The 16,017-nt window shown below is 28.6% G+C and carries 16 protein-coding genes; 9 read left to right on the forward strand and 7 right to left on the reverse strand.

Annotation, left to right across the window (positions count from 1 at the left end):
* Nucleotides 1-38 precede the first annotated feature (38 nt).
* The 3 genes from Q8852_RS00945 to der are packed head-to-tail and all read left to right on the forward strand — an operon-like array spanning nucleotide 39 to nucleotide 2,482.
* Nucleotides 39-467 carry a hypothetical protein gene (locus Q8852_RS00945; RefSeq protein WP_305938135.1) on the forward strand — a complete coding sequence of 143 codons (429 nt, stop codon included), beginning with the start codon at nucleotides 39-41 and terminating at the stop codon, nucleotides 465-467.
* Nucleotides 468-501: 34 nt separating this feature from the next.
* Nucleotides 502-1,179 carry a (d)CMP kinase gene (gene cmk / locus Q8852_RS00950; protein WP_305938136.1) on the forward strand — a complete coding sequence of 226 codons (678 nt, stop codon included), beginning with the start codon at nucleotides 502-504 and terminating at the stop codon, nucleotides 1,177-1,179.
* Complete coding sequence (gene der, locus Q8852_RS00955; protein ID WP_305938137.1) at nucleotides 1,172-2,482, forward strand: ribosome biogenesis GTPase Der; 1,311 nt, start codon at nucleotides 1,172-1,174, stop codon at nucleotides 2,480-2,482. The genes cmk and der overlap by 8 nt, the downstream gene beginning before the upstream one ends.
* Nucleotides 2,483-2,495: 13 nt before the next feature.
* Here der and Q8852_RS00960 read toward each other — a convergent pair whose 3' ends face one another.
* Genes Q8852_RS00960 through Q8852_RS00975 form a run of 4 tightly spaced genes read right to left on the reverse strand, consistent with a single transcriptional unit; the run spans nucleotide 2,496 to nucleotide 6,810 of the window.
* Complete coding sequence (locus Q8852_RS00960; protein WP_305938138.1) at nucleotides 2,496-2,888, reverse strand: hypothetical protein; 393 nt, start codon at nucleotides 2,886-2,888, stop codon at nucleotides 2,496-2,498.
* A gap of 51 nt (nucleotides 2,889-2,939) precedes the next feature.
* The gene (locus Q8852_RS00965; RefSeq protein ID WP_305938139.1) at nucleotides 2,940-3,344 is read right to left on the reverse strand and encodes a hypothetical protein; all 405 of its coding nucleotides are present in this window, start codon (nucleotides 3,342-3,344) and stop codon (nucleotides 2,940-2,942) included.
* A gap of 1 nt (nucleotide 3,345) precedes the next feature.
* Nucleotides 3,346-4,158 carry a TIGR00282 family metallophosphoesterase gene (locus Q8852_RS00970; protein ID WP_305938140.1) on the reverse strand — a complete coding sequence of 271 codons (813 nt, stop codon included), beginning with the start codon at nucleotides 4,156-4,158 and terminating at the stop codon, nucleotides 3,346-3,348.
* A gap of 60 nt (nucleotides 4,159-4,218) precedes the next feature.
* Nucleotides 4,219-6,810, reverse strand: a complete 2,592-nt coding sequence (locus Q8852_RS00975; RefSeq protein WP_305938141.1) for a DNA topoisomerase IV subunit A — start codon at nucleotides 6,808-6,810, stop codon at nucleotides 4,219-4,221.
* A gap of 428 nt (nucleotides 6,811-7,238) precedes the next feature.
* Here Q8852_RS00975 and dnaX point away from each other — a divergent pair, with 428 nt between their 5' ends.
* From dnaX to rsmI, 6 genes are read left to right on the forward strand one after another with little or no spacing between them, the layout of a single operon-like run.
* Nucleotides 7,239-9,524: a DNA polymerase III subunit gamma/tau gene (gene dnaX / locus Q8852_RS00980; protein ID WP_305938142.1), complete on the forward strand. Its 2,286-nt coding sequence runs from the start codon at nucleotides 7,239-7,241 to the stop codon at nucleotides 9,522-9,524.
* A gap of 14 nt (nucleotides 9,525-9,538) precedes the next feature.
* Complete coding sequence (locus Q8852_RS00985; RefSeq protein WP_369810262.1) at nucleotides 9,539-9,832, forward strand: YbaB/EbfC family nucleoid-associated protein; 294 nt, start codon at nucleotides 9,539-9,541, stop codon at nucleotides 9,830-9,832.
* A 9-nt stretch (nucleotides 9,833-9,841) separates the two neighbouring features.
* The gene (locus Q8852_RS00990; protein WP_305938143.1) at nucleotides 9,842-10,426 is read left to right on the forward strand and encodes a toprim domain-containing protein; all 585 of its coding nucleotides are present in this window, start codon (nucleotides 9,842-9,844) and stop codon (nucleotides 10,424-10,426) included.
* Between the two features lie 13 nt (nucleotides 10,427-10,439).
* Nucleotides 10,440-11,093 carry a dTMP kinase gene (gene tmk / locus Q8852_RS00995; RefSeq protein WP_305938144.1) on the forward strand — a complete coding sequence of 218 codons (654 nt, stop codon included), beginning with the start codon at nucleotides 10,440-10,442 and terminating at the stop codon, nucleotides 11,091-11,093.
* Nucleotides 11,083-12,006: a DNA polymerase III delta subunit-related protein gene (locus Q8852_RS01000; RefSeq protein WP_305938145.1), complete on the forward strand. Its 924-nt coding sequence runs from the start codon at nucleotides 11,083-11,085 to the stop codon at nucleotides 12,004-12,006. Before tmk ends, Q8852_RS01000 begins: the two co-directional genes overlap by 11 nt.
* A complete protein-coding gene (gene rsmI / locus Q8852_RS01005) occupies nucleotides 11,999-12,703 on the forward strand; it encodes a 16S rRNA (cytidine(1402)-2'-O)-methyltransferase (RefSeq protein ID WP_305938146.1) in 705 nt (234 codons plus the stop codon). The genes Q8852_RS01000 and rsmI overlap by 8 nt, the downstream gene beginning before the upstream one ends.
* 39 nt (nucleotides 12,704-12,742) lie before the next feature.
* Here the strand turns inward: rsmI and Q8852_RS01010 are convergent, their stop codons facing one another.
* The 3 genes from Q8852_RS01010 to Q8852_RS01020 all read right to left on the reverse strand — a co-directional run bounded on the left by Q8852_RS01010 (nucleotide 12,743) and on the right by Q8852_RS01020 (nucleotide 15,927).
* The gene (locus Q8852_RS01010; RefSeq protein ID WP_305938147.1) at nucleotides 12,743-14,248 is read right to left on the reverse strand and encodes a DUF2130 domain-containing protein; all 1,506 of its coding nucleotides are present in this window, start codon (nucleotides 14,246-14,248) and stop codon (nucleotides 12,743-12,745) included.
* 78 nt (nucleotides 14,249-14,326) lie between these two features.
* A complete protein-coding gene (locus Q8852_RS01015; RefSeq protein WP_305938148.1) occupies nucleotides 14,327-15,019 on the reverse strand; it encodes a ribonuclease HIII in 693 nt (230 codons plus the stop codon).
* Nucleotides 15,019-15,927, reverse strand: coding sequence for a Cof-type HAD-IIB family hydrolase (locus Q8852_RS01020; protein WP_305938149.1), 909 nt, complete (start codon nucleotides 15,925-15,927; stop codon nucleotides 15,019-15,021). The genes Q8852_RS01015 and Q8852_RS01020 overlap by 1 nt, the downstream gene beginning before the upstream one ends.
* Nucleotides 15,928-16,017: the final 90 nt, after the last annotated feature.

Genomic DNA, 16,017 nt, shown 5'->3' on the forward strand with positions numbered 1-16,017 from the left:
TAATTTATTTTATAAATTAAATATAGTAAAATAAAACTATGGGTAAGTTAGGTTACAAAAATAAGCACTCTGCCCAAGAAGTTAATCATTTTACTAGATTAAAAAATCTTGCTCTACTTGGAGATAAAGAAATTGATAAGGAAGTGAAATGACTCAATAATTTCTTTGATGCAGATTTTGCACAAAAAATTGACTTTAATAATTTAGCTCTTCAAGAATGATGTGATGAGCAAGCTTTTGTAACCAATAACTCACCGCTAAAAAGAGCAGCAGAAGAATTAAATAATATCGAACTAATCTACTTGCAGCTGAGCGGTTGTTATTTTGATTCTTATTCCCTTTATCAACCTAATACAAAAGATAAATGGATTTATGAATTAATTAATCAACCTAATTCTCAAGTAGCTATTAGTCAAGAAAAAAGCACAAATACTACTAGAGTTAAAGTAAATAAACTGGAATTCTAATTTTGTGCATTTTTTATTTTTTAAGGGGAGAAATATGAAAGTAAACATTGCTATTGATGGACCTAGTGGTGCAGGAAAATCAACTATCTCAAAAGAGTTAGCTAAAAGATTAAAATATACATTTATTAACAGTGGAAGTGTCTATAGAGCAATTGCTTATAACGCAAATAAGCTCGGAATTGAATCACATGATACAGCTAATATTATTAATTCACTTGAAGAAGGAATGATTCAACTTCTTCCAAACGATGTAACAATGCTTAGAGGTGTGGATATCTCACATGAAATTAGAGCAGATTACATTTCTAAAATCACACCTACTATTGCAAAAATTCCTGAAGTACGTGAATTTGTTGTTTCATTAATTCAACATATGACACTTAAACACAAAGGATATATTTGTGACGGTAGAGATACAACATTTAAAATTATGCCGCATGCTGAAGTTAAAATTTTCTTATGAGCTTCTGAAGAAGAAAGAGCTAGAAGAAGACTTGAACAAAACCAAGCATTAGGATACAACACAAATTTCGAAGAAGTTTTATATGAAGTAAAACTGAGAGATGCTCAAGATATGAACCGTCCAATTGATCCACTTCACCGTACACCAGATTCAATTTATATTGATTGTACCGAAATGACTTTTGAAGAAGTTATGGATTATGTAATGAACATTGTTCAAGAACGAGCTAAAGGAGGCACAAATGCGTAATACTATTGCTATTATCGGGAAACCTAATGTTGGTAAAAGTACCTTTTTCAACAAGCTTATAGGTAAAAAAGTTTCAATCGTTTATGATGAACCTGGAGTAACTAGAGATAGACTTTATGAAAAAATCGAGTGAGCTGGTAAAGAACTTAAAATTATTGATACTGGTGGAATTGAGATTGAAAATAAACCATTCCAAGAACAAATTCAAATTCAAGCTAAAATAGCAATTGAAGAAGCTGATGTTATTATCTTCTTATTTGATGGAACTAGCGAAATTACTAATGATGATATGTTTATTATGAACATTCTTCGTAAGTCACATAAACCAATAGTTGCTGTTGCTAATAAACTTGAAGATAATCAACAATTTGATTATTCATGATACAAACTTGGGGTTGACCACATTTATCCTATTTCAGCACTTCATGGTGAAGGAATCGGGGATGTACTTTCAAGATGTGTTGAAGATTTAGACTTTACTGAAGAAGAAAAGATTGAAACATTTAACCTTGCTATTATTGGAAAACCTAATGCTGGAAAAAGTTCATTGCTTAATAATTTAGCTAAAGAAGAACGTTCAATTGTTTCTCCAATTGCTGGAACAACTAGAGACTCAGTTAAATCAATTGTTGAAATTGACGGAAAACAATACAATGTTATTGATACAGCTGGAATTACTAAGAAATCAAAATTAGTTGAATCTGTTGACCATTATGCTTTAATGAGAGCAATGAATTCACTAGCTGAAGCTGATTTATCTTTAATTGTGCTTGATGCTACTCAAGAGGAAGTTTCTCACTTCGATTCACGTATTATTGGATATGCTTTAGAAAACGAAAAACCTATTATCATAGTTATAAACAAATGAGATTTAATTGAAAAAGAAACAAATACTATGGCTGAATATGAAAAGAAACTCAGAAACAAATTCCACTTTGTTCCATGAGTTCCATTCGTATTTATTTCAGCTAAATATAATCAAAGATTAAATAAACTATATGACACAATTAATATGGTTAGAACTAACTTAGAAAGAGATATTAAACCTGCTTTACTTTCAAGTTTAATTATGGATACACAATTAATCCAACCTGCTGTTCCATTTAATGGAGGAAGATTAAATATTTATTTTGCAAGACAAGAAAAAGCTAAAATTCCTACATTTACATTCTTTGTTAATAATAAAAAATACTTACACTTTTCATACCAAAGATTCCTAGAAAATCAACTTAGAAATACTTTTGATTTTAGAGGATGCCCTATTAAAATGAATTTCAAAAACAAGCAAAACGCTATGGATTAAAAATAACACCAGATTAGTTTCTGGTGTTATTTTCACGTCATTTTCTTGCTTCGCTTCTAAATCATCTTAATTTATGAGTGTAAAATGAATAAATCATAAATCTATAATTCAATCTCATAAATTTATTTTGTTTACTGTAGTATTCAAAAGCATTTTCTCAGTTATTTTCAAGAAACTTTTGTACATGTCTAGTTGCATAGAAATATTGAGCAAATTTAATAGCAATAACAATAAATGCGCAAGCAAATGAAGTACCCAATAGAGCAAATGCAGCATTAGAATTATCTTTTACAAGTAATGCACAACCTACCGAAATACAAACGATAGCTGTGATAACAAAAAGTAATATAAGTGAAAAAGTAACATTTAAAATAATAAGTATTTTTCTATTAAAAGTATCAAACATATTATCAGTTAAATATAACTGCCCCTTTATATTTTTAAACCTAGCACATAGCTATTTTTGCTCTAATATATCCTGATTTTTAGCATCTCTATAATTTTTGTATTTAGCTGTGAAAAATGCTCCGCAGTAAATAAAGATAAAGAGATTAAATCATGATTTCTTACCTTTGCTAAAGTCTTTAGAAAATTCATCTAAAACTGCAAAATCATTATTTAGATGACTTCTGAAGCGTACTCCAGCAATATAAGATCAAATTCTATAAGGTAATGAACCTAGTGCAAGTATCCCGAGCCCTGCATAAAATTTTCAATCCAAGGTTATATTAAGATCGGAATCAATTATTTCTGATACTCCAATAATTAATAGTACTGCTCCAATTATCATAAGTAATCATGAAAATGGAAACCAAATATTATGAATTAAAAAGTCTCTTTTAAGTGTTTTGTTAAAATCCATTTTAAACCTCAATGTTAGAAATATTAATTGGTTTAATATTATTACCGTTTTGTTTATCGAATGTAATAATTACACCATTTAGTTGTGTGTTGTTATCGCTGACTTTGAATCTTTCACGAGCATTGTATCTCATCTTGTGATAAACTTCGTCAAAGTTTGCCCCAATAGCTGAATTCATCGGTCCAGTCATGCCGGCATCGCAAATAAAGCAAGTTCCATTTGGAAGTACTCTTGCATCATTAGTTTGCACATGAGTATGAGTTCCACACACTGCATCTACTTTTCCATCTAGATACAAGGCAAAAACATTTTTTTCACTAGTAGTTTCAGCGTGAAAATCTACAAAGTGAAAATCAGCTTTAGCTTCAGATTCAATTAAGTGATCCATTGCATCAAAGAAGTTATTAGCTTGTGATTGTTCCCATGGCGCGAGTAGTTCATTAAAAGTAATCCCCATAATTGAAGTAACTCTTATGGTTAAATCATTTACAGTAAATATCTTGCTACCTTCCCCTGGATAATTAGGATCAATATTATATGGTCTAATTACATTACTATTATCGATGAATGTTTTAATATCATCGTTAGCTCAAACGTGATTTCCCATTGTAAAGGCATTAACTCCGGCTTGAGTTAATCTGTCATAGTCGTTTTTATCAAGTCCTTTTCTACCTGTGACATTTTCACCTTGTGCAATAACAAAATCAATATTGTTTTGTTTGATTAAATCAGGCAGTAATTTTTCAACAGTTTTTACTCCTGGTTCGCCAAAAATATCCCCTAAAAATAATATATTTAATGATTGTTTTTTCATATTGTATTTATTATATAGCAATGTATTTAAATACTGCATAAAAAAAGATGTCAATGACATCTATTTCTTCTTGTCTTCTTCAAGGCTTTTATTAATTTTTTCCATTAAAGCATTCATAGCTGCAGTAGCTGATTCTTGCAAGATATTAATTTGTTCTAAAGTTTTACTTTCAGCTTGAGTTCTTTCTTTAGAAAATAACATTTCTCCAGCTTTAAAATCAGGTTCAAAGTATTTAATGTTAAATGCTGCTTTATCAGGATTTGCTACATTAATGTGATATACCCGAGGTGATTCAGAAGAAACTGGATAAGGTTTAACTTCATCAATAAAAGTTCTTTCTAAGACATCACGAAGCAACATTGTAGTTGAATCATCAACTTGTGAAATGCTGGTGATATTAAATTTATTAGTATCTTTAAAGACTTGTTTTCCTTTAATGTTTTTAGGCACAAAAGGCAATTTATCAGATTTAATCTTAAGTAATTGACCATCGTTTGAAAGGAATCCAACTAAAGCATTATTATCTACAGTAGTAAAGTATTTAACTTTATCATTCAATGATAAGTAAACACCTTTATTTCCTTTAGCTTTAGGTCCATATTGAGCTAAATCATTTTCGCTATATCTTGAAACACAACCGTTTTCAGTTAGAATAATAACATCTCTAGTTCCGTTACAGATACTTGCATTAAGCAATTTATCATCTTTTTCCATTGAAATAGCTGTATATGATTTATTAATTCTTGAAACTGAGAAATCTTGTAATAATGTTTTCTTGAAGTAACCATTTTTAGTCCCAAGTGCAACATAAAGCAGTGAATCTCAGTTATTAATTTCAAAAACAGAAACAACTTCTTCAGCTAGCAAGAAGTCAGCAAAGTTTGAAAGGTGAGTTCCTAAATCTTTTCATTTTGCTTCTTGTAATTTATAAGCAGGAACAATTAAATAATTTCCAAGTGATGTGAAAATTAAAAGATTATTAAGTGAATTTACTTGTCCAAAATAAATTAAATTATCATCATCTTTTAAGTTATAAGTTTCTAAAGAGTTAGAATCAAGCACTCTTTGTGAGAATTTTTTAACATATCCACCACGAGAAATACCGATATTAAGCATTTCTTCTTTAATTAAATCGGTTTGATTATAACTAAAGTCAAATTCTTCTTCAACTATCTCGGTACGTCTAGGAGTAGCGAATAAAAGTTTTAATTGTGATAATTGATCAATTAAATAATCATTGAATTTATTAGGGTCATTTAATAATAAATTAATCTTAGCAATTAAATCAAGTAACTCTGCTTTTTCAGCTAAATAAGCTTCTTTATCAGTTCTAGATAAACGGTAAAGTCTTAATTCAGCAATTGCAGTTGCTTGATTTTTACTAAATCCAAAAACATTCATTAAGTTTTCAATAACTCCAGCTTTTGAACCTTCTGTTTTTCTAATAACTTCAATAACTTGATCAGTGATTTCTGAAACTTTAATAAATCCTTCAACAATTTCAAGTCTAAGTTTATGTTTTTCTAAGTCGTAAATTAAAGTTTTAGTTTTAACATCTTTTAAGTGGTTAATATAACAATCAATTAACCCGACTACACCAAGAGTTTTAGGTGAGTTTTGCACGATGCAAGTATTGTTGTATGAATAAGTAACTTGTAAGTCTGTTTTTTGGAATAAGTAAGTTAAAATACTGTTTTCACTAGCATTTAAATCAAGGGTAATTAAAATATTAATTCCTTCACGGTCTGATTGGTCTTTGATTTCTAAAATACCATCAATATCTTTATTATTAATAATGGTATCAATATCAAAAACTAATTTAGATTTAACTACACCATAAGGGATTTCGGTAATTTCAATAAATTTATTTTTACCATTAGAATGAATTTTGTATTTAGAAAAAAGTCTAATTTTATCTTTTTGATTTCTACCAGTATCAAGAGCTTCTAAAATTCCTTTAGTTCCTCTGATTACTCCACCAGTTGGAAAATCTGGTCCTTTAATAAATTTAACCACATCATAAAAATTAGCATGTGGATTTAAAATCCGATAAATAGTAGCATCTAAAATTTCACCTAAGTTGTGTGGCGGCATTTCAGTAGCCATACCAATTGCTATCCCCATAGAACCGTTTACTAGTAAGTTAGGAAATACTGAAGGAAGTACTGTAGGTTCAATTTCAGAATCATCAAAGTTAGGAGCAAATTTAACAGTGTCTTTTTTAATATCACCGATAATGAATTCTGAAATCTTAGAAAGTCTAACTTCAGTATAACGCATAGCAGCAGCTGGGTCATTATCAATTGAACCGACATTCCCGTGCATATCAAGAAGTGGAAGATTCATTTTTCATCATTGAGACATATTAACCATTGCTTCATAAACTGATGAATCACCGTGTGGGTGATATTTACCAATAACATCTCCAACTACCCGAGCTGATTTTTTGTATTGCTTATCAGCAAAAAGCCCAAGCCCATACATTGCATATAAGATTCTTCTTTGAACTGGTTTAAGCCCATCTCTAACATCCGGAAGTGCTCTTTGTTGAATAACGTATTTTGAATATCTACCAAAACGGTCAGCCATGATTTTATCTAAGGTTTCATTAATGATTTTTTCTGTTACTATTTTTTCTTGTTCTTTCTTCATTCTAATTCTCCTTAAATTAAATGTAATACTAAATATAATTATAATTTATTTAAAAATATCTAAACAAAATATTTATTTTGCCCAAATAAAAAATATTTGATATTTTTCACATTTATAGTAAAATAAATTCATAAATTATTAGAAATTAAAGAAAAGGATTTAATATGCGTAAAGTAGTTAGATTAAAAAACAAATTACGTGCTGAAGCTCGTACAAAAAAACTTGCTAAAGAACAAGCAAGAGCTGCAAGAAAAGCAGAAGCTGAAGCTAAATAATTCAAGGCCAAATAAGGCTTTTTTTATACAATTTTGTGAAAATGTGGAAAAAATCGTTTAGCCCTATTTTTTAGGGATATTGGTAAATAAATTAATAAATTTAATTTATTTATTTTTAATTGTTTATAATATTAAAACTTATGGAGGGGAAAAATGGGTTATAAGACATTGTATCGTAAATACAGACCGAAGACTTTTGAACAAGTTGTCGGACAAGAACATATTGTTAAAACTTTACAAAATGCATTAGAAAAAAACAAGATTTCACATGCTTATCTTTTCTGTGGTCCAAAGGGAACTGGAAAAACTTCAATTGCTAAAATTTTTGCTAATGTTTTAAACTGTTCGCATAAAACTGATGTAACTAAAGCTTGTGATTATTGCTTGCAACATGTTAATGATTCACTTGATATTATCGAGATGGATGCTGCTTCAAATAATGGGGTAGATGAAATTAGAGATCTCAAGGAAAAAATCGAACAAGCACCAATTAATTCAAAATATAAAATTTATATTATTGATGAAGTCCACATGTTAACTAAAAGTGCTTTTAATGCACTGCTTAAAACTTTAGAAGAACCTCCACTTCATTCAATTTTCATATTTGCAACTACAGATTTACAAAAAGTACCGCTTACCATTCGTTCTAGAGTACAAACTTATAACTTTAACCGGATGAATGATAAAAACATTATGCACCATTTAGCTAATGTTTTAAAACAAGAAAACATTACATTTGAACCAGAAGCTTTAAGAATAATTGCAAGACTTTCAAGTGGTGGAATGCGTGATGCACTTTCAATAGCAGATCAAGCGGCTGCTTTTGGAAATAATGAAATTACCTCACAATCTTTATATGAAAATTTTGGTATCTTATCAACTCAAGAAACAATTAAAATATTTAATTTAATTTTAAGCGCAAATGCTTATGAATTAATTAACAATTTAAATCAACTTGAACAAAAAGGAATTGACCCTCAACAATTTATTCTTTCATTAATTACTTTAAATAAAGAAAAGATTTTATATTTAAAAACAGCATCAGATTCTTTACTGGATGTTTACACTAAAGAAGAACTTGCTTTATTACATGCTAACTTAGAACAGTGCTTTATGCTAGCAGATAGCTTTTATGAAATCTTTATTAAAATCCAAAGATCACCGTTTCCATTTGAAATAATTCAACTTGGATTATTAAAAATCTCAGAAGAATTTATTAAAACAGGAAATACAGTCACAATTGAAATTTCAAAAGTGCAAGAAAATGTTGTGCTAAATCCTATAAATCAAGTTGAACCAAAAGTTGAAGTTAAACCAGAAATTAAAATTGAATTTCCACAACAACAAGAGGATGAAATTGAAATCAATAATGATGATATTTTAGGTGATTTTAATACACAAAGCCCAGTTGAAGAAAATCCAATTAACACAAGCGATTTTATACCTTCATCCCAATCTCATACTACTGAAAGTATTTTAAACTTAGTATCTTCAAGTTTTAAATTTGATACAACACCACACTCGATGGAAGAAGAATTACTTGGAGCTAATAAGCAAGAAGAAATCATTCAATCTAATGATAATAATGATTTAATTAATGCAGTTGATCAAAAAGTTCACAGTTTCTTAAATGCACCAATGCAAGATGCTTTCTTATCAGATAAATTAATTAAAGAAGAAGATGAAGTATCTCAAATGGATTTATCTTTTGCAAGCGCAGTTGAAGATATGAATAAAACCAAAACAATGGTTAATGAGATGCTAAATCAAACTAGAGAATTCTTGTTAAATAATAATGAAACAGAAGCAGATCGTAAAGATGTGAATTCTGAATTAGTTGATCAGCAAGCTAAAACAGGTGAGAAAGAAAACTTAATTTCAACTCGTGAAATTGATTTAAATGTTATTGAAAACATTCCACAAGATACAATTAATGATTTTGCAGCAGCTAATAAGCAAACTTCATATGTTGATTTTATTAGAAATAGAAGCATTGAAGAATATGTTAATGATGCAAGATGAATTCAAGCTAATAAAGATTTAAACTTCACAGCAACTTTTAAAGATAATTTAGCTAACATTGATATGATTGTGCAGTCTAGACCTGAATTTAAGCATTATGCAGATTTATTTAAGCAAGTTAAAATTATGTTTGGTTCAGATCGCTTCATAGTGCTTACTTCAAATAATGAAGCAGTATTAGAAGAACTAAGTAAAAAAGGTGATGCTGAAGAATTACAAAACTTTATTGTATATACTTTTGGAGAACCTTATAAATACATTTATCCAATTCCACATAGTAAAATAATGGAAATACAAAATTACTTAAAACAAAATCAAGGTAATTTACCTGAAATTGTTGAACCAGAATTTTTAACTGAATTAAAATATCAAGATAACGATGAATGATTTATTAATCGTGCAAATTTATTTAAATAATTAAGGAGCAAATTATGAACATGATGTCACCAGATTTCTTAAGAAGAATTAAGACAATGCAAAAAGAGTTAGAACAAAAACAAAAAGAACTTGAAAATAAAGAGTTCGTTGTTCAAAAACAAGGAATTAAAGTAGTTTTAAAAGGAGACAACTCTATCGTATCAATTGATATTGATGAATTACTTGTTGATCCAGAAGATAAAGATATCTTACAAGATCTTTTAACTATTGCAATTAATGAAGGTCTTGATTTAATTAAAGAAGAACAACAAAAATTAGCACCTGCTATGCCTGGAATGCCTTTTTAGAAAGTAATTATGTTTTACACTGATAAAATTAATGATTTTATTGTAAAGTCTAAAAAAATCCCAGGAATTTCAAAGAAGCAAGCTGAAAAAATGATTTATTGAATACTTGAAAGTTCAAGTGAAGAAGTAAATGAATTCAGTACTTTGATTACTGAAATCAAGCAACAAACACAATTTTGTCCAATTTGCAGCAACATTATGCAAGAAAATAAATGCAATATTTGTCATGATGAAAATAGAGATAATATTTTAATGATTGTGGAGAACTTACAAACTATTCAAAAAATCGAAACAGCAGGTTTTTATAAAGGAAAATATTACATCTTACCTTTTATGATTGAAAAGGAAACTGATGTAATGAAATATCAAAAAGAACTAGATGACTTAATTAAGTACTCTCGTTCTTTTAATGAAACCATTTTAGCGATTTCGCCAACACTAAAAGGTGAAATAACTAATCAAATTTTAAAAATAGAATTATCCAACGCCAATGTAAATGTAACAAGATTAGCAATCGGAATCCCACTGGGTTCTTCATTGGATTATATGGATGAAATTACATTAAAATTTTCGCTTAATAACAGACGAAAATAACAAGGAGCGGCTTATGTTTATATCATTTGAAGGCCTAGATGGGTCAGGAAAAACAACTTTAACACAAAAATTAGTAGCTAAATTAGGTGAAATGTATCCTAATTTACCAATTACATGAACCAGAGAACCTGGTGGAAGAAACATCAGAGAGGCTGAAAAAATCAGAGAAATTATCTTAGATAAGGCTTCTGACCTTTCTCCTGTTGCTGAGGCTTTATTATACACAACAAGCCGTAGAATTCACTTAGAAAAAGTAATTTGACCAGAATTAAAACAAAACCATTTAGTAGTATGTGATAGATTCGTTGATAGTTTTTATGCATACCAAGGATTTGCACGTGAATTAGGAATGGCTTTTGCAAAAGGAATTACAAACATTGTTATCGAAAACACAATGCCTGATATTACAGTATTTTTAAACTTAACACCAGAACAAGCTAAAGAAAGACGCGAAAGCACACGTCTTGTTGAAGATAGAATGGAACAAGAAAAACTAGAATTCCACCAATTGGTTTACAAAGGATACTTATCATTAATTGAAGAAGACCCAAAACGTTTCATGATTATTGATGCAACACAAAGCGAAGATGGTGTGCTTCAAGATATTATTGCAAAATTACATCAACATCCTAAATTTATCGCTTACCTAAAATCATATGCTTACTAGTAAAATATTAAATAATATAAATGATTTAGCTTTAAAAGGTAAGTTAAATCATTTATTTTTATTATATAGTGATAAAAATTACAATTTTGATAGCGACTTAATTAATTTAATTAATGCTATTAATAATACTAGTGATGTTGTGACTTTAGAAAACTTAACCCCTAATGTAGTTTTAATTAGTGGAGAAGTTGATAAATTAACTAAAGAAGATTTTGAAAATGCTTTTTACCACTTTTCATTTAAAAGTGTGACTCAAAATGTTTTTAAACACGATATTTTAATTATTAAAAATATCGAAAACGCCTCAATCAATGCTTTAAACGCAATTTTAAAGTCAATTGAAGATCCGAGTGATAATTTAATTATTATCCTAACTTCAAACAATTTAAACATAGTTTTAGATACTATTATTTCCCGTGCTCAATTAATTAGGGTTCAGCCAAAAAGTCAAGTAGAGATTTTGTCTGAATTACCTAATGATATCGCAAACAGCACAAATGGAAAAATACTTGCTTATTTATTTAAAGAACCAAGTCAAATTGTTGATAATTTTGATGAATTTAGTAATTTGATACAAATGCTAAAAAATGCAATTAAATCCTCTTTTACCAATGCTGTAGGCTTATTTGATTTTTTAGATGCAAATTTAAATAAAGAAAATTCAACAAGTAATGAATTAATTCTTAATTTTATTAAAGAATTACTTTTAGGAAGATTTTCACAAGATATAGGATTAAATGAATCTGAAACACAAGAAATTAAACAATTGAGAGAAGATTGAATTAAATGTTGTCCAAGAATTTTTAATTTAATTTTAGATATTAATGATTTTGAAGAAAAACTCTTGCGTCAAGGGATATTTGAATTACATAAGGAAATTTTATTAATCAAATTAATGGAGTATTATGGCTAAATTATACATAGTTGGAACACCAATAGGAAACCTAGAAGATATAACTTTAAGAGCTCTTAGAACACTTAAAGAAGTTGAAATCATAGCATGTGAAGATACTAGAGTAACTCACAAGTTACTAGAAAAATACGAAATCACAAATAAAAGATTAATTACATATAATAACTTTACTGAAAAAAGTTCATCAAAAGGAATTTTAGAGCTTATTAATAGTGGTAAAGATATTGCTTTAGTTTCTGATGCTGGAATGCCGGTAGTATCAGATCCTGGATTTGAAGTTATTTCTCAAGCCAGAGAAAACGGAATTCAAGTTGAAATTATTCCTGGAGTAAATGCTGCAATAACAGCTTTTGTTGGTTCAAACTTTTCTAATGAATTCACGTTCTTAGGATTTATTAAAGACAAAAGTCAGCAAAGAATTAATCAACTTTCAGCACTAGAAATAGGGACTTATATCTTTTATGTATCACCACATAAAATGCTTTCAACATTGCAAGATATAGCAACAGTGTTTGAAGATAAAGCTAAATTATGTTTAGCTAAAGAACTCACTAAAATGCATGAAACTTGATATTATGGTAATGCACAAGAACTTTATGAACAATTTACGGCAATGGATTCAATTAAAGGTGAATTTACTTTAGTTTTAAATATTCCTAAAATCAAAAGAGTTAAGGTTAATAAATATAAGAAATAGAATTTAAAAACATCAGATTGGCTTCTGATGTTTTTGAATTTAATCTTCTTGAATGTCTGCAATTTCTTCTTCGACTTCTGCATCTTGAATATTTTCAATTTGTTTTGTAGAAACTTTATTATTATCTAAAAATACCGCATCATCTACTTTATCTAATTCTTTAAGTAAAGAGAATTTCTTGAACTTATTAACGAAAGCGTTAAATCTGCTTTTAATAGTTTTTTCTACATATGTTCTAAGCTTTCCGGTTGCAGTTTCCATCTTTTCAATTTCTTTAATCATGTCTTCTGTTGCTTTATCAATTGAATTAATATTCTTTTGTAAATCAGTTCTAAACTCATCAAATTTTTCAATAAGCTTTTTCTTATCTTCGATTTGAATATCCATTCTGGTTAATTTAGCTTTTTCAATAAAAAGTCTTTGTCAAATATTAATCATTTGAGGAAGCGCTTCAAAACGCATTTGGATTAAGTTTTCATAATCTGGAACATTTTTTACCAAGTATGTTTCATTAGGTTCTAATGTTGTAACTAAGAAAGCAACATCAGCTTTGAAATTAACTCTATCTGTATTAAGTTTTTTATAAAATGAAGAGTTCTTTTGTGTACCACCGGCTGATGCTTGATCTTTAGCTTCGATTACAATGCTTCCAATAATTTTATTTTCAAATTCAGGATCAGGACTAAAGAAATCAATTTTGAAATCAGGTTTTGTTCCTTTATCTTTTTCAGTGGTGCTTTTACCATTTTCATCTAAAGCTACAGTGGTTTTATAAAACTTAATATAAGGGTTATAACCATATAATTCATTTAAAGTATCCATAATAGATTTTTCAAAATCCTCACCAATTTCTTTAGTAGAACGTTGGTATTTAGCTTGTGTTAATTGATTATTTAATTCAGTTAATCTTTCGGTTTCTTCTTTGTATTTTGATATTTTTTCTTCTAAAGGTTGTAAAGCTAAACGAAGTTTTTCTTCCTCTTCTTGTTTAACTTGTTTTTTAGTTTCTTGTACAATTGTTTCTTGTAATTTTTGCTTTTGTTGTTCAAATTCTAATTGAGCTTTTAATAATTCGTTTTTAATATCTTTTTCTTTGTTTTGCTTTAACTCATTTAATTCAGTTTGAAGTTTATAGTAATTTAATTTAAAGTCAGCTTCTTTATTTTTTACTTCAGAATCAATTTCTTTTTGTTTATTTTCCTCAAAAAACTTCATTTGCTCATTAAGAGTTTTAATTTGACTTGAGAAGTCATCTTTTTCTTTTTTAACTTCTTGCAATACTTTTTCAAAAGAATCTTTTTGTTTCTTAAGTAACTCTAAAACTTCAGGTTGTGTAGTGAGTTTTTCTTTATATTCTGCAATAGCTTTTTCCTTAATTTTATCTGTAAATTCAGGTTGACTTTCCTTGTATTTTTCAAATAAAACAGTCATTGTTTTAGAATCTAAATCAGCAAGTGAAATATAATCACCAGCAGTAGCATTTGCAAGTAATTCAATTTCAAGTTCGTTAATATTTCTTATTTTGATATCAATTTTTTTGTTCATTATTTCCTCCTATTATTTTTATTTTATATTGTTTTTTTATTAAATTTACAAAATATAAAAAATAATCACTAGATGTGATTATTTAGAAAGTTTGAAATTCATTTTGCAAACATTTGGAAGTGATTTTTCACCATGTAAAGCAACAAATTCTTTAACTTGTTCTTTTACTTTAGCACTTGCTCCAAGTGAAAAATGGAAATTTCACTCTTGATTTTGCTTTTGCATATATTGCAATAAGGTATAACGAGCAATGATTGAAGCGCAAGCTACAGAAACATGTAAATCTTCTGCTTTTTCTACTAATAATGTTTGCAAATCATATTCAGCTATATTAGCTCAGTTATTTTCAAAAAATTTAGAATGATATTTTAAGATTGAATTAGTTGTTGAGTATTTATCAATCACAATTAAATCTGGATTAAATTGTGATTTATTTTGCTTAAAGTTTGATAAAGCACAAGCATGTGCAAAAAACTTGAGTTCATTGTTATTGTATCTTGCACTTAATTTATTAAATCCAGCTTGTGAAAGTGTATAAACTGAATAAGGAATCAGCCTCATTAATTTAGGCGCTATTTCACAGATTTTTTTATCTGTGATTTTTTTAGAATCTTTTACGCCTAAATTAAGCACTTGTTTTTCTAAATTAGTAGGTACATAAGCGGCACAAGCTACTAATGGAGTAAAATAATCTCCAACTCCAGTTTCATCAACTCCGATAACTTCTCGGTTGACTAAATCAATTTTATTCATATCATCTATAAAACGCATTATTCTTCCTCAACTGCTTGAATTTTTCTTTTTCTTGCATTTGATTTTTCAATTTCAGCTTTAGGATTGTCTAAGAATTTGTGAATGTAGTCTCCGACTCCACCTTCTTTGTTTGTTTTTGAAACTTTAATTGATGCATATTTCTTAACATCTTTTGTAGCGTTAGCCATAGCTACTGAAACGTTAGCAATTTTAAACATAGGCACATCATTAAATCCATCACCTAAAGCAATAGTGTTTTCAATTTTAACATCGTAGTAACGGATCAGTAAGCTAAGAGCTTTACCTTTGTTAGCTTGTGTGTTTGTAATATCAAATACTGGTGTAAGTCCTTCACCTTTTGATCAGTATGAGAATTCAGCTAAATCTCCGTAACGTGCTTTTAAGTATCTTCTTAAGTATTCAACATCAGTTGTTGGCTTAACGTCAAATATTACTCCTGTAGGCATTAAAGGTAATTTGTGGTAGTCTAATCCAACACGAAGTTTTGAACTTGATTTAAATCCGAATACTTTTTCAAGTTCTTCATCTCTATGTTGTAATTGAACCCAGTCAGGTCCTTCAATAGCAATATTAGTAACCTCTTTTTGTACATGAGGGTCACCTAAAATATATAAAGCTTCATTAAGGTTTAAATATTTAATGTAAGGAATAAATTCTTGATTATATGGGTGGTGAATGTGAGCTCCGTTGAAGTTAGAAACGATTGTATCAAGACCTAAAGTGTCATAAATGAATTTAGTACTTCTTCATGGTCTACCTGTTAAAATACATACAACGTGTCCTTCTTCTGTAGCTCTTTTAATTGCTGAAACAGTTCTATCGTGGATAGCTCCTGTTGCACTAGATTGTAATGTTGTACCATCTAAGTCGATAGCAAACAAGTATCTTTCTTTTTGTTCTGTCATATTGAGTCCTTTCAATAAGAATTATTTAGTTTTGAATATTGTAATATGGTAATATTCCATAATTGTTTATATATTATAAACATTTTCATA

This window comes from Mycoplasma seminis, from assembly GCF_030718845.1.
GTDB lineage: Bacteria > Bacillota_I > Bacilli_A > Mycoplasmatales > Metamycoplasmataceae > Mycoplasmopsis > Mycoplasmopsis seminis.